Origin of the sequence: Streptomyces diastatochromogenes (assembly GCF_002242805.1) — a bacterium.
GTDB lineage: Bacteria > Actinomycetota > Actinomycetes > Streptomycetales > Streptomycetaceae > Streptomyces > Streptomyces diastatochromogenes.
The window spans coordinates 117,968-141,112 of the sequence record NZ_MCGQ01000014.1 but is presented as its reverse complement, the minus strand read 5'-3'; the positions used below and the strand labels follow the sequence as shown (position 1 = coordinate 141,112).

The window sequence follows — 23,145 nt, the reverse complement described above, 5'->3', positions numbered from 1 at the left end:
CGGGTCGGCCGCTCCCTTCGCGTCCCGGGCGGGGACGGGCCAGGGGTCACCTGCGCAGCCGGGGCGCGAGGGAGTCATGTGCCCCATGCGCCCGGGGCACCGCGCCGAGCAGAGTGACGGTCGTCGGTGGGACACCGTGCCGGGAGGTTGTCATGAGCGGCCCCTCCCGGTACGGCCACCGCGGTCTCCGAGCGTGACCCGTCAGCTGCACCGGCGGGCGTTGAGCCGGGCGGCCTGGCGCGTCAGGTGGTCGCGTTCGGCGAGGTTGGGTGCCTTGTGGGCCGCCTCGGCGTACAGCCGTGCCGCCGTCGCCGGGTCGCCGTCGCGCTCGTGGAGGTACGCGGCCACCGCGGCGTGGCGGGGCAGTGAGGCGTCCAGCGCCGCGAGCGCCGCCAGGCCGGCGCGCGGTCCGTCGGCCTCCCCTACGGCGACCGCGCGGTTGAGCCGGACGATGGGGCTGTCGGTCAGGCGCGTGAGCTCGTCGTACCACTCGACGATCTGCACCCAGTCGGTCTCCTCGGCGGTGGGCGCGTCGGCGTGGAGTGCCGCGATGGCGGCCTGGGCCTGGAACTCGCCCAGCCGGTCGCGGGCGAGGGCCGCCTGGAGGATCCCGACGCCCTCGGCGATCAACGCGGTGTCCCACCGGCCGCGGTCCTGCTCGGCGAGCGGCACCAGGCTGCCGTCGGACGCGGTCCGGGCGGCACGCCGGGCGTGGTGGAGCAGCATGAGGGCGAGCAGCCCGGCCACCTCGGGGTGGTCGATGCGGGCCGCGAGCTGCCGGGTGAGCCGGATGGCCTCGGCGGCGAGGTCGACGTCGCCGGAGTAGCCCTCGTTGAAGACGAGGTAGAGGACGCGCAGCACGGTGGCGACGTCGCCGGGCCGGTCGAAGCGCACGCCGGAGAGGGTGCGCTTGGCCCGGCTGATGCGCTGCGCCATGGTCGCCTCGGGCACCAGGTAGGCCTCGGCGATCTGGCGGGTGGTCAGCCCGCCGACGGCGCGCAGTGTGAGTGCGACCGCCGATGCCGGGGTCAGCGACGGGTGGGCGCACAGGAAGTAGAGCTGGAGCGTGTCGTCCACCGCGGGCGCCGGCCCGGGCGCCGGTTCCTCCTCGACGCGGTCCTCACGCCGGCGGCGGGCGGTGTCGGCGCGCGTCGCGTCGAGGAACTTGCGCCAGGCCACGGTGACCAGCCAGCCCTTGGCATCCCGCGGCGGGTCGGCCGCCCAGACCCGGAGCGCCTCGACCAGGGCGTCCTGCACGGCGTCCTCGGCCGCCGCGAAGTCGGCTCCGCGGCGGACGAGGACGGTGAGCACGCCCGGTGTGAGGCTCCTGAGGAGGACCTCGTCCATCGGTGACGTCACTCCGTGATGGTGGGCTGCACGCCGTAGAACGGGCGCACCTCCAGCCACTCGTGGATCGGCTTGCCGCCCGCCCCGGGGGCGGCCGACAGCTCCCCGGCCAGCTCGACGGCGCGCTCGTAGCTGTCGACGTCGATGACCATCCAGCCGGCGATGAGGTCCTTGGTCTCCGCGAACGGTCCGTCGGTGACCGGCGGGCGCCCCTCACCGTCGTAGCGGACCCACGCTCCCTCGGGGGCGAGCGCCTGACCGTCGACGAACTCGCCCGTCTTCTCCAGCCGGGCCGCGAAGTCGTTCATGTACTGCACATGCGCCGAGATCTCCTCCGGCGTCCACTGGTCCATCGGGACGTCGTTGACCGCAGCCGGGGCGCCGCGGTAGTGCTTCAGCAGCAGGTACTTGGCCATCGTGGTTCTCCTCGGTGCTCGTGCGACCCATTGTGGTCGCGTTCACCCCGGGGACGGAGCCGGACGCGGGTTCTCGACATCGCCGTCCGACTTTTTTCGGGGGCTTTTTCGGGCTCTTTTCTCGGCTCTCGTGGATGAGCCGACTCACGCCCCAGGACCTACGTGCCCAGACCCGCGTTGCGGGCCCGGACGATGGCCTGAGCCCGGTCGTTGACCTGGAGCTTGGCGAAGATGCTGCTGACGTGGTTGCGGACGGTCTTGTCCGAGATGGTCAGCCGCCGGGCGATCTGCCGGTAGTCGAGCCCGGAGGCGATCAGATCGAGGATCTCCAGCTCGCGCGGAGTCAGCCCGGGGAAGGCCTGCTGCCCGGGCGCCGCCGCCAGCGAGCCGAAGAAGGCCTGGAGCCGCCCGGCGATGCGCGGGCTGAAGACCGCGCCCCCGCGCGCGACGGTGCGCATCGCGGCGAGGATCTCCTCGCGGTCCGCGCCCTTGACGAGGTAGCCGTGGGCACCGGCGCGCATGGCCGCGAGGACGTTGTCGTCGTCGTCCGACATGCTCAGCACGAGCACCCTGACGTCGGGGCGGTCGGCGAGCAGCCGCCGGGTGACCTCGACGCCGGACGTGTCGGGCAGCCCGAGGTCGAGGACGACGACCTGGGGGACGGCGCTGACGCTGAGCGCGAGGGCCTCCGCGCCGGTGGTGGCCACGCCGACGACCCGGAAGCCGTCCGGCGGCAGGAACACCCCGCACAGCCCGTCGAGGAACATCGGATGGTCGTCGACCAGCAACACGGTCACCGTGTCCGACTCGGTCCTCGGGGCGCTCTCCTCAGGCACGATGATTACTATAGGTGATCAGATGATCGCATGGAGTGCTCAGAGAGTGGCCGGAGAGCGACAGCTCACCGCTGCGGCGGTGTGCGCCGCGGTCACGGTCATGCTCAGCGGGCTGTGGGTGTGTTACCTGCTGGCCCGGCTGGGAGCGCCGGGGGTGGCGGCGAGCGCACGGGAACTCCCCGCTCTGCTGTACGGCCTGCCGCCCGTGGTCGCGGGGGTGCTCCTGCACGCCCACCGGCCCGGCATCCCGGCCGGATGGGTGCTGCTGGGCTACGGCATGGCGAAGATCGTGCCCCGGGTGGCCATCGCGCCTGTGTGGGTGGAGCAGCCCGGCCCGACGGCCACTGCCCTGACGCTGGTTCTGCAGACGCTGGCCAACATCGCCGGAGGCACACTCTGGTACACCCTGCCGCTGTGGTTCCCGGACGGGCATCTGCCCAGCCGGTGGTGGCGGCTCTACGTGGCCGCCGTAGCCCTGTGGATGGTGCCGCAGGCGTTCTCGTTCACAGCCGACGAGGAGATCGGGGGGCCGAACCCGCTGGCCGTCGGCTGGTGGGGCGAGACCGCGGCGTACGTGGACCGTCACCTGGGGACCGTGCTGGAGCTGAGCCACTACGTGCTCACGTGCGTGGCCGTACTCGTGGCGTGGTCCCGCGCGGGCGAGTCCTCGCGCCGGCGCCACATCCATCTGCTCCTGACGGCCTATCTGATCTGGGCCGCTGCGCAGGCGATCTACAAGCACGTGGACAGCCGCTACTTCTGGACGACGTTCTGGCTCTTCGCGGGTGCTTCGGCACTGCTGTCGACGTCCGTCTTCTACGTCGTCGTACGCACCGGAACCTGGCGCATCAGCCGTTCGGCGCGGCGGGTCCTGGCCGGGCTGATGGTCACCATGGTGCTCGTCGCCCTCTATGTGACCGCTGCCGCCGTACTGGCGACCGGCATGGTGCTGGGCAGGGCCGCGGACGCTCTCGTCCTGATGGCCGTGGCCTTTCTCCTGGGCGCGGGGTTGCGCCGCACCACGGCCTGGGCGACCGAGCTGGTGGACCGGCTGTTCTACGGGGAGCGGGCACATCCCTACCAGGTGCTGAACACGCTCGCCGAGCGGGTCAGCCGTGCGGTCAGTCCCGAGGAGATCCCCGGCGCGCTGTGCACCACGGTCGTCGAGAACCTACGGCTTCCGGGTGCGGTCCTCGTGCTGCACACGCGTGCCGGTCCGCGCGTCCTCGCCGACGTCGGCCGGCTGGGCACCGCTCAGCAGCACTTCGAGCTACGGCACCACGGCGCCGTGATCGGCCGTATGTCGGTCGGTCCGCGCGAGGGGGAGCAGGCGCTCGACGCACAGGACACCAGCATCCTCGCGTCCCTGGCCCAGCACGCCGCACCGGCCCTGGCATCGCTCCGCCTCCAGCAGGAACTCCGGGCCGGCCGTGAGCAGATCGTCCTCGCCCGGGAGGAGGAGAGGCGCCATCTGCGGCGCGACATCCACGACGGGCTCGGCCCGACACTGGCGGGCCTGCGCCTGCGGGTCGAGAACGCCACCGCGCGCCTGCCCTCCGGCGATCCGGTACGTGACGCGCTCCGCGCCGCCGCCGACGAACTCGGCATGGCGATCCAGGAGGTGCGGCGGATCACGGAACGCCTCGGTCCCGCGCCCCTGGGCGAGCTGGGCCTCAGCCTCGCCCTCGGGCAGCTCGTCTCGGCCTTCGACGGCGCCCGCACCCGGATCGAGCTGCACCTCACCCCCTCCCCCCTGCCGCCCCTTCCGGCGGCCGTCGAGGTGGCCGCCTACCGGATCGCGGCCGAGGCGCTCACCAACGTCATGCGGCACGCCGAGGCCGACCACTCACAAGTGAGGGTGCGCGTCGACGCGCACACCCTCACTCTCACCGTGATCGACGACGGGATCGGCTATGACCCCGACCCGAAGGCCGACGGCATCGGACTGCGTTCCATGGCCGAGCGGGCCGCCGAGATCGGCGGCAGCTTCACCATCGACCGCCGCGGACGCGGCACCCGGGTACGCGCCGCGCTGCCCTTCGGTCAGGGCGTGTTGAGACAGGTACCGCACGTGCCGCCGTCACCCGGCGCGGCCGGCCGCGCCGACACGGAAGCCTGAACGGCTCCGTCCTTCCCCTGCGACTCGGTCAACGCGGCACCGGCCACCAGGGCCGCGGCTCCGGCCATGGCCAACAGAAGGTTCGCGTACTTCATCGGAAGGTTCATCGAGTACTTCATGCTGTGTCCGCTCTCTCTCACTCCTGAGCCGACCCGTCCCACCCCCGAGGGCCCGGCCGTGCATTGCGCGGACAAACATTCCGGCCCACCTGTCCCGGGAACATGAGGCGGACGCCCCATCCCCGTCACCGATTACCGGAGGGCGCGGGACGCCGGAGCCCTGCGTGTGACGCGCCGAGTGCCGCAACTCCTTGCCGTTTCAGGCGAGTTGCCCGCTTTGTTTCTGTGCGAGCCGTCGCGACTCCGAGGTATAAGGATCGAGTCCTGTCGCGGACGCACCCGATATCAACACCGCAAGGAGTAACCCATGGCAGTGGTAGGCAAGTTACTGAAGTCATCGAGGACCCGGATGCGCCGACGGCCCTGCCGTACAACCACGGCATCACCCTGCTCGACCCGCCCTTGACCGGTCTCCCCCAGGGTGGCCTCGACGCCGGGACCCCCGCGGACGGTGTGCGCCTGCTGAGTTCGGGATCGCGCCGCGGCTATCTCGGACCCGCACCGATCAAGGGCCACGGCCCGCACCGTTATGTCTTCCAGTTGTTCGCCCTGGGCGGTCCGCTGACCGTCGGAAGGAGCAACACCGTGCCGGACTCCGCCAAACCGCGCGCCGTGCTGGCCGCCGCGGGTGACGTGCTCGCACGCGGTCGCCTCGACGGCTTCTACGAGCGCGCCTGACCCGCTCACCGAGGAAGCTCACCCGATGGAGCCCACGCACGCGTGAGGGGCGCTCCGAAGAGCGCCCCTCACCTGCGGAAACATCCGACATCGCTGTCGGGACGACAGGATTTGAACCTGCGACCCCTTGACCCCCAGTCAAGTGCGCTACCAAGCTGCGCCACGTCCCGATGCGCTCACTCGTGGTGACCCACGTGATCGCGCGAACAGAACTTTACCCCACGGGCGGGGGTGCGCCGAAGTGGGACCGGGCGGGGACAATCGGTCGTATGGGAGACGTGGGCGCAGCGGCGGGCAGCCGGGACCGGGATGTGGCGGGGCGGGCGCGGAACGCCCGGCCGCGGGACGGGCTGGGGCGGCCGTTGCCGTACGGGGCGCAGGGGGTCGAGCGCCAGCCGGAGGGAGTCGTACGGACCCCTCGGGAGACGGTCGCCGAGGCGCAGGCGCTGCTGGACGCGGGGAAGCCGTTCCATGCCCATGAGGTGTTCGAGGACGCCTGGAAGTCGGGGCCCGAGTCCGAGCGGACGCTGTGGCGGGGACTGGCACAGCTGGCGGTGGGGCTCACTCATGCGGCCCGCGGCAACACCACCGGTGGGGCGCGGCTGCTGCGGCGCGGCGCGGGGGCGATCGAGGAGTGGGCGGCCGAGCGGGGCGACGCGCGGCCGCACGGGATGGATCTTGCCGGGCTGGCCGGGTGGGCCCGGGAGCTGGCCGGGCGGGTGGAACGCGGGGCGGGGCCGGTCGACGCGGGGACCGAGGCGCCGCGGCTCGGTTCCTGACCGAGGCACCGCCTCCTCGGGGCCCCGAGGGCATACGGCAGACTCGGGGTGTGCGAAAGATTCATGTCATCGGTATCGGTGCGGGCGATCCCGACCAGTTGACCCTGCAGGCGGTCAAGGCGCTGCGGAGCACGGACGTGTTCTTCCTGCTCGACAAGGGCGAGGTGAAGAGCGATCTGACCCAGCTCCGCCGGGACATGGTGGAGGCACACCGGCCCGAGGGCGGGTACCGGGTGGTGGAGGCCCGTGACCCGGAGCGGGACCGCCGGGCGGGCGGGGCCGCGTACTCGCCCGCAGTGGAGGACTGGCGCAGTGCGCGCGCCGGCATCTACGAGCGGCTGATCGCCGAGGAGCTGGGCGAGGACGGCACCGGGGCGTTCCTGGTGTGGGGGGATCCCTCGCTGTACGACAGCACGCTGGGGATCCTGGAGGAGGTGCTGGAGCGGGGCGCGGTGGAGTTCGCGTACGACGTGGTGCCCGGCATCAGCAGCGTCTCCTCGCTGGTGGCCCGGCATCGTACGGGGCTGAACCGGGTGGCCCGGCCGGTGCAGATCACCACCGGGCGGCGGCTGGCCGAGGGCTTCCCGGAGGGGGTGGACGACGTCGTCGTGATGCTGGACGCGCACCAGACCTTCCGGAAGTACGCCGAGGACGACATCGACATCTACTGGGGCGCGTACCTGGGCACCCCGGACGAGATCCTGGTCTCCGGTCCCCTCGCCGAGGCGGGCCCGCGCATCGAGCGGCTGCGCGCCGAGGCCCGGGAGCGCAAGGGGTGGATCATGGACACCTATCTGCTGCGCAGGCATCCCGGTCCCGGCGAGGCCTGACCGACGGGCACGGTCGAGGCCTGACCGACGGGCACGGTGATCAGGGGCCGTCGATCCCCAGCCGGTCGAGTGTGTCGAGCGCGCCCGCCACGTCCGGTACCGCCGTCACGCCGTCCGGGAGCGGGGGGCGTCGTACGACGACCACGGGCAGCCCGAGTTCCCGTGCGGCCGTCAGCTTGGCGGCCGTGGCCTCGCCGCCGCTGTCCTTCGTCACCAGCACGTCGACGGCGTGGGCGCGCAGCAGCTCGGTCTCCTCGGCGAGGGTGAAGGGGCCGCGGGCCAGGATCACTTCGGTGTGCGGCGGCAGGGGCGCCACGGGCGGGTCGACCGACCGTACGACGAAGTGCAGGTCCGTCAGGTGGGCGAAGGCGGCGAGGCCCAGTCGGCCGGTGCTGAGGAACACCCGGCGGCCCAGGCCGGGCAGGGCCTCGGCGGCCGCGGCCAGGGACTCGACGTCGTACCAGCGGTCGCCGGGGCCCGGACGCCAGCCGGGGCGGCGCAGGACGACCGCGGGAACTCCGGTGGCCGTCGCCGCCCGGGCGGCGTTCGCCGTGATCGACTCGGCGAAGGGGTGCGTGGCGTCGACGACGGCGTCCACGCCGTGCGTGCGCAGCCAGTCGGCAAGGCCCACGGCGCCGCCGAACCCGCCGATCCGCACCTCGCCGGCCAGGGTTGCGGGGCGGGTGACCCGGCCCGCCAGCGACGTGGTGACCCTGACTCCGGGGCGGGCGGCGAGGTCGGCGGCGAGGCGCCGGGCCTCGGTGGTGCCGCCGAGGATCAGGATGTGCGGGGACATGGGGGTGAGCGTACGAGGTCGTCCGCGTCGATCCGCCGCCCGGGTCGCTAGGGTCCAGCCATGGAATCCGTGCGTGCCGTCCTGATCGACATCGACGGTGTCCTCACCGTCTCCTGGGAGCCGTTGCCGGGTGCGGTGGAGGCGCTGCGGGAGATCCGCGCGGCCGGTCTCGGCGTGGCCCTGGTGACCAACACGACGTCCCGGACGCGGGCGTCGATCGCCGAAGCCCTGGCGGGGGCCGGTTTCGAGGTGGGCGCCGAGGACGTCCTCACCGCGCCCGCGCTCACCGCCGCCCACCTCGCCGAGCACTTTCCGGGTGCCCGGTGCGCCCTGTTCAACAGCGGGGACATCGAGGCGGATCTCGGTGGCATCACCCTGGTCGACGACCGTCCCGACGTGGTCGTCGTGGGCGGTGCCGGGCCCGAGTTCGACTACGCGGCGCTCAACCGGGCCTTCGGGTATCTGCAGCGGGGTGCTCGGCTGCTCGCCGTGCACCGCAACCTGTACTGGCGGACCGAGGCCGGGCTGCAGCTGGACTCGGGCGCCTTCCTGCTCGGGCTGGAGAAGGCCGCGCGGGTCGAGGCGGAGGTCATGGGCAAGCCGTCCCCGGCGTTCTTCGAGGCGGCGCTGGCCCGGCTGGGGGTGGCCGCGGACCAGGCGCTGATGGTCGGCGACGACATCGAGTCGGACGTGCTCGGGGCACAGCGCATCGGCATCACGGGGGTGCTGGTCCGTACGGGGAAGTTCCAGCCGGAGACGCTCGCGAGCGCGAGCGGCGCACCGGACCACGTCGTGGACTCCTTCGCGGACCTCCCGGCGCTGCTCGGGCTAGCGCAGTAGCAGCTGCAGGCCGCCCACGATGGTCGCGGCGATCACCAGCTGCTCGAACAGCCGCTGGTTGATCCGGTTCACAGCCCAGGTGCCGAACAACGCGCCGGGCACGACGAACACCGCGAGTGCCGCGTCAAGGAGCAGGGAGCGGCCGTCGATCAGGCCGAGTCCGGCGCTGAAGGGCACCTTGGACACGTTGACGATGAGGAAGAAGAAGGCCGACGTGCCGAGGAAGCCGAGCTTCCGGAAACCCGCCGACAGGAGATACATCGACATCACCGGCCCGCCCGCGTTCGCGACCATCGTCGTGAACCCGCCGAGGACGCCGTACGAGCGGGCCTTCGCCCGGCCCGTCCGGGTGGTCACCGCGTCCGGCTCGTCCGCCGCCTCGGCCCGGCGCCGCCGCCACAGCGTGACCCCGGCCATCAGCAGCAGGATCGCGCCGATCGAGGTCCGTACGACCCCGTCGTCGGCCCACACCAGGAACAGCGTGCCGAACACCACGCCGGCCGCCACCGCCGGGAAGAGCCGCCACAGCGTGGGCCAGTGGGCGTGCCGCCGGTAGGTGAGGACGGCGAGGACGTCGCCCGCGATCAGGATCGGCAGCAGCACGCCGGTGGAGGCGCGGGCGGGCAGGACCGCCGCGAAGATCGCGAGACTGACCGTGTTGGCCCCGCTGACGGCGGTCTTGGAGAAGCCCACGAGCAGGGCCGCGAAGGCGAGGGCGGCGAACTCCCAGCCGGATATGTGCCAGAGCGTCATCGTGTTCATGCGGGGACCGATGCTATGCGCACGTATCCGGCGGCGTAAGGACCGTCTCGCAGGGCGGTCGGCGTCACTGACGGCCGGTGTACCGGGCCCGCAGCTCCCGCTTGAGCACCTTCATGCTCGGCCCGAGCGGCAGCTCGTCGGCGAACTCCACGCGGCGCGGGTACTTGTGCCGGCCCAGGTGCTCCTTGGACCACTCGGTGATGCCGGCGGCGTCGGGGAGGGCGCCCGGTGCCGGTACGACGACGGCGCACACCTCCTCGCCGTGCAGTTCGTCGGGCAGGCCGATGACGGCGACCTGGGCGACCTCGGGGTGCCGCATCAGGACCTCCTCGACCTCCCGCGGGTACACGTTGTAGCCGCCGCGGATGATGACGTCCTTCTTGCGGTCGACGATCCTGAGGAAGCCCTCCTCGTCCTTGGTGCCGAGGTCCCCGGTGCGGAACCAGCCGCCGACCAGGGCCTCGGCGGTGGCCTCGGGGCGGCCGAGGTAGCCGGAGAAGACGTTGTGGCCGCGGATGACGACCTCGCCCAGTTCGCCCGGCGGCAGGAGTTCGATACGGCCCTCCACCTCGGCGCGGGCGATCTCCACGTCGACGCCCCACAGCGGGTGCCCGATGGTGCCGGCCCTGGTGCCGAAGACGGGCTGGTTGACGGTGGCCGTGGGTGAGGTCTCCGACAGCCCGTACCCCTCGTAGATCCTGGCCCCGAACGCCGCCTCGAACCGCTCCAGTACGGCCACCGGCAGCGAGGCCCCGCCGGAGATGCACACGCGCAGCTCGGGGAGGGCGCCGGCGTCCGCGGCCGCCGCGGCGAGGGCCACGAACATGGTCGGCACACCGTGGAAGGTGTTCACCCCCTCCTTCGCCATCAGCTCGATGGCGCGGGCCGCGTCGAAGCGGGGCAGCAGGACGAGGGTGGCGCCCGCCCGCCAGGTGGAGTTGAGCGACACGGTCTGGCCGAAGGCGTGGAACAGCGGCAGTGCGCCGAGCGCGATGTCCTCGGCGCGGATGTCGTTGGCGTCGAAGGCGTTGACGGTGGCGTTCATCACCAGGTTGAAGTGGCTGAGCACGGCCCCCTTGGGGACGCCGGTCGTACCGCTGGTGTAGAAGATCACGGCGGGGTCGTCGGCGGCCCGGGTGAGGTAGGAGGGCAGCGGCTCGGCGGCCGCGGCGAGCTGCTCGAACTCCTCGCCCAGGGCGACCGCCCGGACGCCGGTGGCGGCGGCCGCGGCCCGGCCGGTCCCGGCCTGGGCCGGGTGGACGAGGAGCAGCGTCGCACCGCTGTCCCGCAGGACGTGCTCGACCTCCCCGGTCGACAGCAGCAGGTGCACGGGGACCACGACACCGCCGGCCGCGGCGATCGCGTAGTAGGCGACCGGGAACTCGGCGGTGTTGGGGGCCATCAGCGCCACCCGGTCTCCCGGTCGTACGCCAAGGCCGGCGAGGGCGCCCGCCCGGGCCAGCGCCTTCCGCCACACCTCGGCGAAGGTGAGCCGCAGATCACCTTCGACCAGAGCCGTCTTGTCGGGACGGCGCCGGGCGTTCTCGGCGAGGATGGTGGCGACGGACAGGGTTGCCATGGAGTGGTGCTCCGTTTCCTTGCTGCGGCTCGTGTATCGAATCCCCTTGGGGGGAGCCCCCGTTGGCGCGTCGCTAGTGTCTCTCGACCAGCACCGCGCTCCCCTGCCCCACCCCTACGCACATGGTCGCGAGGCCCCGCTCCGCGCCCGTGCGCCGCATCCGGTGCAGCAGGGTCGTCAGGATGCGGGCGCCGGAGCAGCCGAGCGGGTGGCCGAGGGCGATGGCACCGCCGCTCGGGTTCACCAGGTCCGGGTCGATGCCCAGCTGGTCGACGCACGCGAGCGCCTGCGCGGCGAACGCCTCGTTGAACTCGGCCTCCTGGACGTCGCCGGTCTCCCAGCCGGCCCGGGCGAGCGCCTTGCGGGTGGCGGGGACCGGGCCGATGCCCATGACGTCGGGGTGGACGCCCGCCGAGGCACCGGCGACATAGCGGCCGAGGGACTCCAGGCCCAGCTCGTTCAGGGCCTCCTCGCTGACCAGCAGGAGCCCGGCGGCGCCGTCGTTCATCGGCGAGGCGTTGCCCGCCGTGACCGTGCCGCCCGCGCGGAAGACCGGCTTGAGGCGGGACAGCTTCTCCAGCGAGGTGTCCTCGCGGACGCACTCGTCCTGCTCGACCGTGATGCCGTCCGGGCGCTCCACGGGCAGGAGTTCGTCGTCGAAGTGGCCGTTCTTGCGTGCGGCGGCGGCCAGTTGGTGGCTGCGCAGCGCGAACTCGTCCTGCCGGGCGCGGGAGATGCCGTACCGTTCGGCGACCTCCTCGGCCGTCTCGCCCATGGCCAGCAGGCCGTGCAGGTCCTTCATGGCCGGGTTGACCAGGCGCCAGCCGAGCCGGGTGTCGTAGGTCTCGATGCGGTGCGGAAGCGCCTCGTCGGGGCGGGGCAGCACGAAGGGGGCGCGGCTCATCGACTCGGAGCCGCCCGCGACCACGATGTCGGCCTCGCCCGCGGCGATGGTGCGGGCCGCGGTGGTGACCGCTTCGAGGCCGGACGCGCACAGCCGGTTGACGGTGGCGCCGGGCACGGACTCGGGCAGGCCGGCCAGCAGCGCGGCCATGCGGGCGACGTTGCGGTTGTCCTCGCCGGCCTGGTTGGCGGCGCCCCAGTAGACGTCGTCGATGCGGGCGGGGTCGAGCGCGGGCACGTCGGCCACCAGGTGGCGGATCACGGTCGCCGCGAGGTCGTCGGACCGCACGGCGGACAGGGCTCCGCGGAGCTTGCCGATGGGGGTGCGGCGGGCGGCCGCGAAGTGGACGGGACGCACGGCTGGGACTCCTGACCTACGACGCTGTGGATCAGCACGAATCTACGGGTGAACGGCGGAACCGCTTAATTAGCACTGCTAGTTTTTGACTATAGACCTCCGGACGGCTCCCTGGGAAGATCCCCCGGAAGCTTCCCCCAGGCACCCGGAGGAGACATGGCCGACGTCCGCGAGCACATCCTCGACGGCATCGTCGTACGCGAGTGGCCGCACCCGAAGCCGCGCTATCTGGCCCTCGTGGTGCACGGGTACGGGGAGCACGCCGGTCGCTACGACGAGCTGGCGGGCGTGCTCAACGGGCACGGGGCGGCCGTGTACGGGCCCGATCACGTCGGGCACGGGAAGTCGACGGGTGAGCGGGTGGTGATCGAAGACTTCGAGGACGTCGTCACCGACGTGCAGGCGGCGGCGGACCTCGCTCGCGCCGCGCATCCGGGCCTGCCGCTCGTCGTGGTCGGCCACTCCATGGGCGGCCTGATCGCGGCCCGGCACGCCCAGCGGTACGGCGCGGAGCTGAGCGCGCTGATCCTGTCCGGGCCGGTGATCGGCGTCTGGGAGCTGCCCGGGCGGCTGCTGGCCCTGCCCGACATCCCCGACATCCCGATCAGCCCGGCCTCGCTCTCCCGTGACCCGGCGGTGGGTGCCGCGTACGCCGCCGACCCGCTGGTCTGGCACGGCCCGATGAAGCGGCCGACGCTGCAGGCGTTCGTACGCACCCTGGAGACGGTCGCCGAGGGCGGGGACGTCGGCCCGCTGCCGCTGCTGTGGCTGCACGGGGAGGACGACCGGCTGGTTCCGCTGCCGGGGAGCCGGGTCGGGGTGGAGCGGCTCAGCGGCGGCCGGCTCACCGAGCGGATCTTCGCCGGGGCGCGGCACGAGGTGTTCAACGAGACGGACAAGGCGGACGTCTTCGCGGAGGTGCTCGACTTCCTCGACTTCCTCGACTTCCTCGACGCGGAGTCGCGTCCGGATCCGGCGCACCAGGCCGATCCGGAGCGCCCGGCAGATCCGGCGCTCCCCCGCTGATCAGAACCCCAACCGGCCGCGCCCGCACCCGCGTTGACGCGGCGCCCCGGACGTGCGGCCGGCCGAAGACCGCCTCCGCCGCACCGCAAGATCATGTCAGACTGAGCGCACGCCCCCGCACGGCACGGGGGGCCTGTCGAACGGAGGAGCAGGACGTGACGGGGACCCAGCCGGCCGCCCAGGAGATCGACACCACCCGACCGCATCCGGCGCGGGTGTACGACTGGTTCCTCGGCGGCAAGGACAACTACCCCGTCGACGAGCAACTCGGCCGGCAGATCGCGGCGATCGACGGGGGTGCCCCGCGGGCCGCCCGCGCCAACCGGGCGTTCATGCGCCGGGCCACGCGGGCGCTGGCCGAGAAGTCGGGCATCCGCCAGTTCCTGGACATCGGCACCGGCATACCCACCGAGCCCAACCTGCACCAGATCGCCCAGTCCGTCGCCCCGGACGCCCGCGTGGTCTACGTCGACAACGACCCGATCGTGCTGGCCCACGCGAACGCGCTGCTGCGCGGCACCCCCGAGGGCGTGACCGAGTACGTCCAGGCCGACGCCCGCGATCCGCGCGCCATCCTCGAACAGGCGGCCCGCGTCCTGGACTTCGACCGCCCGGTCGCGCTGTCCCTGATCGCCCTGCTGCACTTCGTCGCCGACGAGGACGGCGCCCACGAGCTGGTCGCCACGCTGCTCGACGCGCTGGCTCCGGGCAGCTGCCTGGTGCTGTCGACGATGACGGCCGACTTCGAACCGGAGAACGTCCACCGGGGCATAGCGGCGTACGCGGCGGGCGGGGTGACCCTGGTGGCCCGCTCGCAGGCCGAAGTGGGCGTGTTCTTCGAGGGACTTCGGCTGCTGGAGCCGGGCATCGTGTCCGTGGCCGACTGGCGGCCCGAGGACGCGCCCGACGGCGACGGGCCGATCTCGCTGTACGGCGGCGTGGGACTCAAGTAGGGGCACACAAGCAGCCGCGCTCAAGCAGCCGCACCGGCCTGCAGCGCACTGCCTACAGCGGTATCCCGATCACCCCGGCGATCGTGCGCAGCACCCCGTTCTCGTTGTTGGACGGGGCGAGATGGCGGGCCCGGCGGACGACCTCCGGGTGCGCGTTGGACATGGCGAAGGACCACTCGGCCGCGTCCAGCATCTCCAGGTCGTTGAGGTAGTCGCCGAACACCATGGTCTGCGCGGGCGTGATGCCCAGCTCGCGCTGCAGGCCGCGCAGGGCGGCACCCTTGTTGGCGGTGCGGTTCATGACGTCGACCCAGTGCTCGCCGGAGACGACGACCTGGTGGGTGGCGGTGAACGCCTCCAGGGCCGGGGCGGTGGTGCGCTCGGCCGGCCCGAAGTCGAACAGCGCCACCTTGATCACGTCGTCCTCGACGGCGGTGACGTCCTCGACGATCCGGTGCTCGACGTAGTACTTGCGCACCTCCGCCAGGAACGCCTCGTCGGTCCGCTCGACGTACGCCGACCGCTTGCCGCAGACCACGGCGCCCACGTCGACGCCGTCCGCGACCAGGCGTCGTACCGTACGGGCGATGTCCGCGGCGACGGACCGGTCGAGCACGTCCGAGCTCAGCTCCACACCGTCGCGGACCACATAGGTGCCGTTCTCCGCGATGAACACCATGCCCTCGGCGACCTCGGCGAACTGCCGGGCCAGCGTGGCGTACTGCCGACCGCTCGCCGGGCTGAACAGCACTCCGCGGCGGCGCAGTTCGGCGAGCATCGGCCACAGTCCGTCGGGTATCCGCTTGGCGTCGTCCAGCAGGGTGCCGTCCATGTCGGTGACGACGAGCCGGATGTCGGCGGAACCGGCGGGCAGGCCGGGGGTTTCGAGGAGGGACGCGGGCGTGGCGGGCATGTCCTTCTTCCGGTCGGGAACGGGATACCGGGTGGGCTTGGTGAACACCCGGAGTCCAGTGTTCCCCATGCGCCTGGGCGCCCCGGAGGGTGGCCCGGCTCTCACGCTGTGCGTTTCCCGGGACAGCGCGATCAAGGGGCGGCACAATGACGGCGGACAACGCATGGGAGAAGGGCGACGACGTGAGCGCGGGCGATTCCCCGACGGCCGGACCGGCGAGGCTGAACACCTCCGTGGCGCACAACGCGCGGGTCTGGAACTACTGGATCGGTGGCAAGGACAACTACGAGGTCGACCAGGGGGTCGGCGAGCACGTGGCCGGGATGTTCCCGGTGATCCGGGAGGTGGCCCGGGCGGACCGGGACTTCCTGGGGCGGGCGGTGCGCTTCCTGACCGCCGAGCGCGGGGTGCGCCAGTTCCTCGACGTCGGCACCGGACTGCCGACGGTCGACAACACCCACGAGATCGCCCAGCGGATCGCTCCCGAGTCGCGGATCGTGTACGTCGACAACGACCCGATCGTGCTCGCGCACGCCCGCTCCCTGCTCACCAGTTCCCCCGAGGGCGTCACCGACTACATCGACGCCGACGTGCACGACCCGGACGCCATCGTGCGGCGCGCCGTCGACACGCTCGACCTGGACCGGCCGGTCGCGGTGATGATGCTGGGCATCCTGAACTTCGTCCTGGACACCGACGAGGCCCGGGACATCGTGCGGCGGATCATGGCGGCGGTCCCCTCCGGCAGCCACCTGGTGCTCACCCACCCGACGTACGACGCCGAGGTGGGCGGCGAGGGCAACATCGCCGCGATGGAGTTCTGGAACGCCAACGCCACCCCGCCGATCACCGCCCGCAGCGGCGCGGAGATCGCCTCGTTCCTCGACGGTCTGGAGCCGGTCGAGCCGGGCCTGGTGCCGTGCTCGCAGTGGCGCGCCGAGCCCGGGGCCGCCGCGGTACCGCAGTACGGCGCGGTGGCCGTGAAACCCTGAGTCCGACGACACCGGGGCCGAGCCCGTCGAGGAGGACGTATGACCACCCTTGCCGACCCGGTGCCCGGCGGGCGCCCCGGCGCCCGGCTCCGGGCCGCCGGGCTCACCGCCGACCTGGCCGCCCAGGGCGTGCACGGGATCGTCCTGGCCTATGTGGACACGGCGGGCATCGGCCGGGTCAAGACGATTCCGACGGCACGCCTGGAGGCCGCCGTGGCCTGGGGTGTCGGCATGTCGCCGGTGTTCGACACGTTCCTCGCCGACGACTCGATCGTCACCACCGACGTCCTCGGCTCCCCGGACGGCGATCTCAGGCTCTACCCCGACCTCGACCGGCTGGTGGTCCTGGCCGGGCAGCCCGGCTGGGCGTGGGCGCCCGTGGACCGGATCACCCAGGAGGGCGAGCGGCACCCCGGCTGTGCCCGGACCTTCCTGCGCCGGATCGTCGCGGACGCCGCGGACCGGCACGGCCTCGCCTTCAAGGCGGCCGTCGAGGTCGAGTGGGCGGTCGGGCTCGACTCGGCGCCCGGCGCGGAGTTCGTCCCGGCGGTCTCCGGGCCGGCGTACGGCGCGGCCCGGCAGGTCGAGCTGAGCGACTGCACGGCCGACCTGCTGGCGGCGCTCGCGGCACAGGGCGTGGATGTCGACCAGATCCACCCCGAGTACGCGGCCGGGCAGTTCGAGGTGTCGGTGGGCGCGCTGGACCCGGTGGCGGCGGCCGACCGCAGCGTGCTGGTGCGGCAGACGATCCGGGCGGTGGCGCAGCGGCACCGGCTGCAGGTCTCCTTCGCGCCCGCGTTCCTCGCCGAGGGGGTCGGCAACGGCGGCCATCTGCACCTGTCCTGCTGGCGCGACGGGGTGAACCTGCACTCCGGCGGCGCGGGCCGGTACGGCATGACGGCCGAGGCGGAGTCGTTCGCGGCCGGGGTGCTCGCTCACCTGCCGGCGCTGACGGCGGTGACCGCACCGAGCCCGGCCAGCTATCTGCGGCTCAAGCCCTCCCAGTGGGCGGGGGTGTTCACCGCCTGGGGCCGGGAGACCCGCGAGGCCGCGCTGCGGGTCGTCACCGGCACGACGGGCCGCGGGGACCAGGACGCCAACCTGGAGATCAAGCCCGTCGACCTGGCCGCCAACCCGTATCTCGCGCTGGGCTGCGTCATCGCCGCCGGCCTCGACGGGATGACCACGTCGCTGCCGCTGCCCGAGGAGATCACCGGGGACCCGGCCCGGTACGGGCCGGAGGAGGCGGCCGCCCGCGGGGTGGAGCGCCTGCCGACCTCGCTGCCGCGGGCCGTCGAGGCGTTCCGGGCCGACCAGGTGCTGCGGTCCGCGCTGGGCCCGGTCCTCGCGGACGCGGTGACCGCCGTACGGCTCGGGGAGGCGGCCGCCGTGGACGGGCTGGACGACGCGCAGGTGGCGGCCGCCTACCGCTGGAAGTACTGACGATGCCCGCCCCCGGCCCGGTCCACGAGGCCCTCGCCGCGCTGCCGCTGGTCGACCATCACTGCCACGGCGCCGTCACGGCCGATCTCGCACCCGGGCAGTTCGAGTCGCTGATCACCGAGGGCGAGGCCTGGCCCGGCGTCTCGACCTTCGACAGCCCGGTCGGCGTGGCCGTACGCCGGCACTGCGCACCCCTGCTGGACCTGCCCCGGCACGCACCCCCCGCCGACTATCTGGCCCGGCGCTCCGAACTCGGCTGGCGCGAGGTCAACCGCCGCTTTCTGACCGCCGCGGGGGCCGAGGTCTTCTGCGTCGACACCGGCTACGCCCCGCACCCCGTCACCTCCCCCGCCGAACTGGCCGAGGCTGCGGGCGCCGCCGCCTTCGAGGTCGTACGGCTGGAACAGGTCGCCGAGGCCGTGGCCGCGCGGGGCGTCGAGGCGGGCGAGTACGCGGCCCGGTTCCGGGCGGCCGCCGAGGAGGCCGTACGACGGCCCGGAGTGGTCGCCGTGAAGTCGGTGGCCGCCTACCGCACCGGCTTCGCGCTGGCCCCCGAGCGCCCCACGGACGCGGAGGTGACCGAGGCCGCCCGGCACCGGCTCGCGCACGGCGGCCGCCTGACCGACCCGGTCCTGGTACGGCACCTGCTGTGGACGGCCGTCGACCTGGGCCTGCCGCTCCAGCTGCACAGCGGCTTCGGCGACGCCGACGTACGGCTGCACCGCGCCGACCCCGCCCTGCTCACCGACTGGCTGCATCTGACGGCCGGCACGATCCCGGTCCTGCTGCTGCACTGCTGGCCGTACCAGCGCCAGGCGGCCTACCTGGCCACGGTGTTCGAGCACGTGTACCTGGACGTCGGCCTGGCCCTGCACTACACCGGCCCGGCCCGCTCCCGGGCGGTGCTGGAGGAGGCCCTGGAGATCACCCCGTTCCGCAAACTGCTGTACAGCTCGGACGCCTACGGTGTGGCCGAGTTCCACCACCTGGGCGCGCTGTCCTTCCGGCAGGGGCTGGCCGGATTGCTCCAGGCCCGGGTGGACGCCGACGAGTTGAGCCTGCCCGACGCCCTGCGCATCGCGGCCTGGACGGGCCGTGACAACGCCCACCGCCTGTACGGATTCCCCGTGAACGATCCGGCCCGCGACTGAGCGCGCGCCCCACCCGGAAAGTATGATCAAGCAATGTCTGACATGACCGAAACCACGCCCGGCTGGCTGACCAGCGACGAGCTGGAAATGGCCAGGGCCCGGATGCCGATCCTGTACGTCGAGGCCGTGCCCGTGCGCGTGGACGACAGCGGCGAAGTCACGAGCATCGGACTGCTGCTGCGCATCGGCCCGGACGGAACGGTCAGCCGGACGCTGGTCTCCGGCCGCGTCCTGCACCACGAGCGGGTCCGTGACGCCCTGCTGCGCCACCTGGAGAAGGACCTCGGCCCGGTCGCGCTGCCCCGGGTGCCGGCCTCCCTGCAGCCGTTCACGGTCGCGGAGTACTTCCCGACGGCCGGCATCACGCCGTACCACGACCCGCGCCAGCACGCGGTGTCCCTCGCCTACGTCGTCCCGGTGACCGGCGACTGCCGGCCCCGGCAGGACGCACTGGACCTGGTGTGGTTCAGCCCGCAGGAGGCCGCCTCCGAGGTCGTGCTGAGCGAGATGCCGGGCGGGCACGGGGTGCTGCTGAAGCAGGCCCTCGCCCACGTGGGTGTCGTGTCCTGACGTCGGCCACCGGGTGACTGGCCTGTCTATCAGGCCGGTCAGGTCGCTGACCAGCGCCTTCCCGGATGCGTTCAGGTTGTGTTCAGTCCCGCGGCGGCCCGTGGCAACACCTGCACCAGAAGCCCCAAAACAATGGCAAAGGGGGCTGGGGCAGAGGCAGTTGACCATGCGAGGGTGCGGGCCATGAGCACAGAGCACGTCCTCGATCAGCGGCCCCGCGACCCTGCCCGCGCCCGCGCGCGCATCCGCGAGAGCGCGAACAAGGTGCCCGAGGTCACCGTCTACTTCTGGATCATCAAGGTCCTCACCACCGGCATGGGCGAGACCGCGTCCGACTTCCTGGCCCACCTCCTCGGCCCGATCCCGGCGGTGGGTCTCGGCGGTCTGGCCTTCGTGGCGTCGCTGGTGCTCCAGTTCGCCGTCCGCCGGTACGTGGCCTGGATCTACTGGACGGCGATCGTCATGGTCAGCGTGTTCGGCACGATGGCGGCCGACGTCCTGCACGTCGGCCTCGGCGTCCCCTACACCCTCTCGACGCCCCTCTTCATGGTCGCCCTGGCCGCCGTCTTCGCCCTCTGGTACGCGAGCGAGCGGACCCTGTCGATCCATGGCATCCGCACCCGCCGCCGCGAGACGTTCTACTGGGCGGCCGTCCTCGCCACGTTCGCGCTCGGCACGGCCGCGGGCGACCTCACCGCGTCCATCGGCCTCGGCTACCTCGGCTCGGCGGTCCTGTTCGCCGTGGCGATCTGTGTCCCGGCCCTCGCCCACGGGGCGGGCACGCTCGGCCCGGTGACGGCGTTCTGGGCGGCTTACGTCATCACGCGCCCCCTCGGCGCCTCGCTCGCCGACTGGATGGCCCTGGAGCCGCACCGGGGCGGTCTGGGCCTCGGCCTCGGCCCGGTGACGCTGTCCTGGACGGTGGCCATTCTCGGGCTGGTCGGCTACCTCACGCTGTCCCGGCGGGACGTCCGGACCGCCTGACTCGGCCCGCGACACGGGAAAGGGCCTCGCGCATCACCGCTCGCGAGGCCCTTTCCCGTGCACCGATGCCACAATCGAAGGCGACGCAGCCGCTTGATCGGATCGTGTCGGGAGGCCGGAGCGTGATGGCGCGAGAGAGGGAGGGGAGGGAGCCGAGGCAGCCGCACCTGCCCGACCTCCACGTGCGCCTGCGTTCCGAGCTGGGCCGGATCGACGATCAACTGCGCGACCTGCTGTCCGCCATGGACCGGCTGCAGGGCCTGCTGGACGCGGTGGTGGCCATCAGCCGCGAGGTGGAGCTTCCGGCGGTGCTGCACCGCATCGTGACCACCGCCATGGACCTGGTCGGGGCCCGCTACGGGGCGCTGGGCGTGCTCAGCGAGTCCGGGGAGCGCCTGACGCAGTTCATCTCGGCCGGACTGTCCGAGCAGGAACGCAACGATCTGGCCAACGTCGGCCTGCCCCGTGGCCGGGGTGTCCTCGGCCATCTGATCCGCCACCCCGAACCCCTGCGGGTCGACGACATCCCGGCCCATCCGTCCTCCACCGGATTCCCGCCTGGGCATCCGTGCATGCAGACCCTGCTCGGCGTCGCCATCACCGTGCGCGGCGAGATCTACGGCGACCTCTACCTCTCCGAGCGGCGCGACGGACACCCCTTCGACGTGCACGACGAGAACGTCGTCCTCGCCCTGGCCAGCGCCGCCGGCATCGCGATCGAGAACGTCCGCCTGTTCGAACGGGTACGCGCCGGTGGCGAGCAGTTCCAGCGGCTGCTGCTCCCCACCCTGCCCGACCTGCGGCCCTTCACCGCCGCCGCCATCTACCGGCCCGCCGCCGAGCCGAGTCAGCTCGGCGGGGACTGGTACGACGCCATCCTCCTGCCCGACGACGTCGTGGCGGTCGTCATCGGCGACGTGGTCGGCCACGATCTGCATGCAGCGGCCGCCATGGCCTCCACCCGCAACATGCTGCGCGCTCTGCTCTTCGACCAGAAAAATCCGCCCGGCGCGGTCCTCGCCCAGCTCGACCGGATTCTGCAGGCCATCACGGACAATCCCGTCACGACCACCGCCCTGGCCCGTATCGAACCGGACGGACCGGGCTGGCAGCTCCGCTGGAGCACCGCGGGCCATGTGCCGCCCCTGCTGATCACCCGTGAGCGTGGGGCGGAGTTCCTGCTCGCCGAGCCCGGGCTGCCGCTCGGGGTCGACACCGAGCAGGCGCGCCCCGACCACTCCCGCTTCCTGCCCCCGTCCGCCACCGTGGTCTTCTTCACCGACGGGCTGATCGAGCATCCCGACCACCCCATCGACGAGAGTCTGGCCGAGCTGGCCCGGCTCGCCGCGGCACACGCCTCCCTGCCCCTGCCGAAGTTCGTCCAGGCACTGGCCGATCACCACCCCAGCGACGGACACGACGACATGGCCATCCTCGCCCTGCGCGCCCCGCACGGCTGAGCGGTGCCGTGGAGGATCCGCGGGATCCGGCGGATGATGGGCTTCGGGGCGATGGACACGGAGGTCGCCCGATGGCTGTCGCGCGGCATGACCAGCTCCGGCGCACCGGCCTGACCGTTCTGGAGATCTGTGCCATTGCCGGGCTGTATTTCGGCGCGGCCAAGGTGGGACTGCTCCAGCAGCTGGTGCGCGGCCAGGTCACCCCGCTGTGGCCGCCCAGCGGTATCGCGGTGGCGAGCCTGCTGCTGCGCGGCCCGCGGGTCTGGCCCGGGGTCGCGCTCGGCGCGTTCCTGGTCAACTTCCCGCTGGGGCCGTCGCCCCCGGCGGTGCTGGCGATCGTGGCGGGAAACACCCTCGCGCCCCTCTGCTCCTACGGGCTGCTCCGCCGCAGCGGGTTCCGCAACGAACTGGACAGTTTCCGGGACGCGCTCGCCCTGATCTTTCTCGGTGCGTTCACCGGGATGCTGGTCAGCGCGACCGTGGGCACCGGAACCCTGGCCCTCGCCGGTGTGCTGACCACCGGCGACTTCTGGCCCACGTGGTCGGTCTGGTGGACCGGCGACGCGATGGGTGTCCTGGTGGTCACGCCGGTCCTGCTCCTGCTGAGCTCGGCCCGCTGGCCGAAGGACGCGCCACGGTTCCGGTGGATGGAGGGGCTGCTGCTGGTGGCCGCCACGGCCTGCATCGGTTTCGTCGAGACCGGCCGCACGCCGCTGCTGTTCCTCGGCTTCCCGTTGCTGGTCTGGGCGGCCTTCCGCTTCCAGCTGGCGGGGGCCGCGCCCTGCGCGCTGGCCGTGTCGACCTTCGCGATCATCGCCGCCGGCCGGCACACCGGCCCGTTCTCCGGTCACAACCTGCTCACCAACATGATCACCCTGCAGGCGTTCAACGGTTCCGCCGCGCTGACCGCGCTGCTGCTCGCGGCGGTCGTCAGCGAGCGGAACACGACCCAGCGGGAGATCGCGCGAGCCTGCCGGCAGCTCGCCGGGATGGCGGCCAGGATCGCCACCGGCGACCACCGCCCGCTGCTCCCCGACGGGGAGGGCGAGAGACCCGCGGACACGGAAAAGGCCGCCTCCTCATTCCTGAGAAGACGGCCTCCGACCGGCAACAAAGCTGGTCGGGACGACAGGATTTGAACCTGCGACCCCTTGACCCCCAGTCAAGTGCGCTACCAAGCTGCGCCACGTCCCGGTGCCGTTTGACCTGGGGTTTCCCGGTCGAAACGCGCAGGGAAACAATACCGCACTCGGGTCGGTGGTCGCGCACCCGTTTCCGGTTGACCTCAAGC

At 72.5% G+C, this 23,145-nt stretch carries 22 protein-coding genes and 2 tRNA genes; 14 read left to right on the top strand and 10 right to left on the bottom strand.

Annotation, left to right across the window (positions count from 1 at the left end; all coding sequences use genetic code 11):
* Nucleotides 1-201: 201 nt before the first annotated feature.
* From BEK98_RS17960 to BEK98_RS17950, 3 genes are all read right to left on the bottom strand, one after another.
* The gene (locus BEK98_RS17960; RefSeq protein ID WP_094217566.1) at nucleotides 202-1,347 is read right to left on the bottom strand and encodes an RNA polymerase sigma factor; all 1,146 of its coding nucleotides are present in this window, start codon (nucleotides 1,345-1,347) and stop codon (nucleotides 202-204) included.
* Nucleotides 1,348-1,355: 8 nt separating this feature from the next.
* Entirely contained in the window at nucleotides 1,356-1,763 is a 408-nt protein-coding gene (locus BEK98_RS17955; protein WP_094217565.1) for a YciI family protein, read from the bottom strand.
* Nucleotides 1,764-1,921: 158 nt separating this feature from the next.
* Nucleotides 1,922-2,599 (bottom strand): response regulator, encoded by a 678-nt coding sequence (locus BEK98_RS17950; RefSeq protein ID WP_244201886.1) that lies wholly within the window; start codon nucleotides 2,597-2,599, stop codon nucleotides 1,922-1,924.
* A gap of 46 nt (nucleotides 2,600-2,645) precedes the next feature.
* On the opposite strand from BEK98_RS17950, the gene BEK98_RS17945 reads away from it, so the two are divergent.
* Nucleotides 2,646-4,718 carry a sensor histidine kinase gene (locus BEK98_RS17945; RefSeq protein WP_094217563.1) on the top strand — a complete coding sequence of 691 codons (2,073 nt, stop codon included), beginning with the start codon at nucleotides 2,646-2,648 and terminating at the stop codon, nucleotides 4,716-4,718.
* 221 nt (nucleotides 4,719-4,939) lie between these two features.
* A complete protein-coding gene (locus BEK98_RS17940) occupies nucleotides 4,940-5,515 on the top strand; it encodes a YbhB/YbcL family Raf kinase inhibitor-like protein (RefSeq protein ID WP_094217562.1) in 576 nt (191 codons plus the stop codon).
* A 96-nt stretch (nucleotides 5,516-5,611) separates the two neighbouring features.
* Here the strand turns inward: BEK98_RS17940 and BEK98_RS17935 are convergent.
* Nucleotides 5,612-5,685, bottom strand: a tRNA-Pro gene (locus tag BEK98_RS17935).
* A 99-nt stretch (nucleotides 5,686-5,784) separates the two neighbouring features.
* Between BEK98_RS17935 and BEK98_RS17930 the strand changes: the two genes are divergently transcribed.
* Together BEK98_RS17930 and cobF are read left to right on the top strand one after the other, a co-directional pair.
* Nucleotides 5,785-6,294, top strand: a complete 510-nt coding sequence (locus BEK98_RS17930) for a DUF309 domain-containing protein (protein WP_094217561.1) — start codon at nucleotides 5,785-5,787, stop codon at nucleotides 6,292-6,294.
* 50 nt (nucleotides 6,295-6,344) lie between these two features.
* A complete protein-coding gene (gene cobF, locus BEK98_RS17925) occupies nucleotides 6,345-7,124 on the top strand; it encodes a precorrin-6A synthase (deacetylating) (protein ID WP_208643135.1) in 780 nt (259 codons plus the stop codon).
* Nucleotides 7,125-7,164: 40 nt separating this feature from the next.
* On the opposite strand, the gene BEK98_RS17920 is transcribed toward cobF, so the two are convergent.
* Nucleotides 7,165-7,920 (bottom strand): cobalt-precorrin-6A reductase, encoded by a 756-nt coding sequence (locus tag BEK98_RS17920; RefSeq protein ID WP_094217560.1) that lies wholly within the window; start codon nucleotides 7,918-7,920, stop codon nucleotides 7,165-7,167.
* A 60-nt stretch (nucleotides 7,921-7,980) separates the two neighbouring features.
* Between BEK98_RS17920 and BEK98_RS17915 the strand changes: the two genes are divergently transcribed.
* Nucleotides 7,981-8,760: a TIGR01458 family HAD-type hydrolase gene (locus tag BEK98_RS17915; protein ID WP_167444198.1), complete on the top strand. Its 780-nt coding sequence runs from the start codon at nucleotides 7,981-7,983 to the stop codon at nucleotides 8,758-8,760.
* Here the strand turns inward: BEK98_RS17915 and BEK98_RS17910 are convergent.
* The 3 genes from BEK98_RS17910 to BEK98_RS17900 all read right to left on the bottom strand — a co-directional run bounded on the left by BEK98_RS17910 (nucleotide 8,749) and on the right by BEK98_RS17900 (nucleotide 12,362).
* Complete coding sequence (locus BEK98_RS17910; protein ID WP_094217558.1) at nucleotides 8,749-9,522, bottom strand: sulfite exporter TauE/SafE family protein; 774 nt, start codon at nucleotides 9,520-9,522, stop codon at nucleotides 8,749-8,751. The two genes, BEK98_RS17915 and BEK98_RS17910, sit on opposite strands and share 12 nt — an antisense overlap.
* A 64-nt stretch (nucleotides 9,523-9,586) precedes the next feature.
* Entirely contained in the window at nucleotides 9,587-11,101 is a 1,515-nt protein-coding gene (locus tag BEK98_RS17905) for a long-chain-fatty-acid--CoA ligase (RefSeq protein WP_094217557.1), read from the bottom strand.
* A 73-nt stretch (nucleotides 11,102-11,174) separates the two neighbouring features.
* Entirely contained in the window at nucleotides 11,175-12,362 is a 1,188-nt protein-coding gene (locus BEK98_RS17900; protein WP_094217556.1) for a thiolase family protein, read from the bottom strand.
* A 156-nt stretch (nucleotides 12,363-12,518) separates the two neighbouring features.
* Between BEK98_RS17900 and BEK98_RS17895 the strand changes: the two genes are divergently transcribed.
* Complete coding sequence (locus tag BEK98_RS17895; protein WP_094217555.1) at nucleotides 12,519-13,388, top strand: alpha/beta hydrolase; 870 nt, start codon at nucleotides 12,519-12,521, stop codon at nucleotides 13,386-13,388.
* A gap of 155 nt (nucleotides 13,389-13,543) precedes the next feature.
* Nucleotides 13,544-14,341: an SAM-dependent methyltransferase gene (locus BEK98_RS17890; protein WP_094217554.1), complete on the top strand. Its 798-nt coding sequence runs from the start codon at nucleotides 13,544-13,546 to the stop codon at nucleotides 14,339-14,341.
* A 52-nt stretch (nucleotides 14,342-14,393) separates the two neighbouring features.
* Here the strand turns inward: BEK98_RS17890 and BEK98_RS17885 are convergent, their stop codons facing one another.
* Nucleotides 14,394-15,254 carry a Cof-type HAD-IIB family hydrolase gene (locus BEK98_RS17885; RefSeq protein ID WP_094217694.1) on the bottom strand — a complete coding sequence of 287 codons (861 nt, stop codon included), beginning with the start codon at nucleotides 15,252-15,254 and terminating at the stop codon, nucleotides 14,394-14,396.
* Between the two features lie 146 nt (nucleotides 15,255-15,400).
* Here BEK98_RS17885 and BEK98_RS17880 point away from each other — a divergent pair, with 146 nt between their 5' ends.
* The 7 genes from BEK98_RS17880 to BEK98_RS17850 all read left to right on the top strand — a co-directional run bounded on the left by BEK98_RS17880 (nucleotide 15,401) and on the right by BEK98_RS17850 (nucleotide 22,993).
* The gene (locus tag BEK98_RS17880; protein WP_425276612.1) at nucleotides 15,401-16,246 is read left to right on the top strand and encodes an SAM-dependent methyltransferase; all 846 of its coding nucleotides are present in this window, start codon (nucleotides 15,401-15,403) and stop codon (nucleotides 16,244-16,246) included.
* Between the two features lie 39 nt (nucleotides 16,247-16,285).
* Nucleotides 16,286-17,689 carry a type I glutamate--ammonia ligase gene (locus tag BEK98_RS17875; protein WP_094217553.1) on the top strand — a complete coding sequence of 468 codons (1,404 nt, stop codon included), beginning with the start codon at nucleotides 16,286-16,288 and terminating at the stop codon, nucleotides 17,687-17,689.
* A 2-nt stretch (nucleotides 17,690-17,691) separates the two neighbouring features.
* Nucleotides 17,692-18,840 carry an amidohydrolase family protein gene (locus BEK98_RS17870; protein WP_094217552.1) on the top strand — a complete coding sequence of 383 codons (1,149 nt, stop codon included), beginning with the start codon at nucleotides 17,692-17,694 and terminating at the stop codon, nucleotides 18,838-18,840.
* Between the two features lie 42 nt (nucleotides 18,841-18,882).
* Nucleotides 18,883-19,410: an NUDIX hydrolase family protein gene (locus BEK98_RS17865; RefSeq protein ID WP_167444205.1), complete on the top strand. Its 528-nt coding sequence runs from the start codon at nucleotides 18,883-18,885 to the stop codon at nucleotides 19,408-19,410.
* Nucleotides 19,411-19,593: 183 nt separating this feature from the next.
* Nucleotides 19,594-20,394, top strand: coding sequence for a COG4705 family protein (locus BEK98_RS17860; RefSeq protein WP_094217550.1), 801 nt, complete (start codon nucleotides 19,594-19,596; stop codon nucleotides 20,392-20,394).
* A gap of 125 nt (nucleotides 20,395-20,519) precedes the next feature.
* Nucleotides 20,520-21,854: a PP2C family protein-serine/threonine phosphatase gene (locus BEK98_RS17855; RefSeq protein WP_094217549.1), complete on the top strand. Its 1,335-nt coding sequence runs from the start codon at nucleotides 20,520-20,522 to the stop codon at nucleotides 21,852-21,854.
* Nucleotides 21,855-21,925: 71 nt separating this feature from the next.
* Nucleotides 21,926-22,993 carry an MASE1 domain-containing protein gene (locus tag BEK98_RS17850; protein ID WP_094217548.1) on the top strand — a complete coding sequence of 356 codons (1,068 nt, stop codon included), beginning with the start codon at nucleotides 21,926-21,928 and terminating at the stop codon, nucleotides 22,991-22,993.
* Here BEK98_RS17850 and BEK98_RS17845 read toward each other — a convergent pair.
* A tRNA-Pro gene (locus BEK98_RS17845) sits at nucleotides 22,972-23,048 on the bottom strand. The two genes, BEK98_RS17850 and BEK98_RS17845, sit on opposite strands and share 22 nt — an antisense overlap.
* Between the last annotated feature and the right edge of the window lie 97 nt (nucleotides 23,049-23,145).